The sequence below is a fragment of the Neisseria sp. P0022.S009 genome (assembly GCF_051956675.1).
Classification (GTDB): domain Bacteria; phylum Pseudomonadota; class Gammaproteobacteria; order Burkholderiales; family Neisseriaceae; genus Neisseria.
This window is the reverse complement of the sequence record NZ_JBQCXE010000048.1, coordinates 1-516: the sequence shown is the minus strand read 5'-3', so window position 1 is coordinate 516 and position 516 is coordinate 1. Positions and strand designations below refer to the sequence as shown.

Annotated in this window: 1 protein-coding gene; it reads left to right on the top strand. The window is 48.1% G+C overall.

What is annotated here, in order from left to right; translation table 11 throughout:
- A partial coding sequence (locus tag ACTHUG_RS11370; RefSeq protein WP_440422278.1) for a hypothetical protein occupies positions 1 to 516 on the top strand: 516 nt, incomplete at both ends.

Here is a 516-nt window from a genome sequence, read left to right as displayed (position 1 = left end):
ACTTAACACCCCACACACCACCACAACCCGCCCAACACCCAAATCCCCAACGACAACACCAAACACACCCCCCCACCCAAAAAAAACACCCCCACCCACCCCAACCACCACCACAACAAACCCCAAAACACAAACCAACCCCCACACAACAAACAACCAACACAAAAACCCAACAAACCACCCAAACACAAAACCCCCACCACACAAACAAACCCACAACCAAAAAAAACACCACACAAACACAAAACAAAACCCCCAAAACCCCACCCAATGCAACGTCCAAAACAAAACCAAAAAACAACCACACAACACCCAACCACACCCCCAAAAAAACACAAACACACCACACCCACACCCCCCCAAACAACAAAACAACAACCAAACCAACCCCCCACAACCCAACCCACACCCAAACCACCCCCCAAACAAAACAAACAACAAAAAAAAACAAAATACACACACAACCCCCCACAAAAAAAACCCACCACAACCACAAAACCACCCACCACAACCACA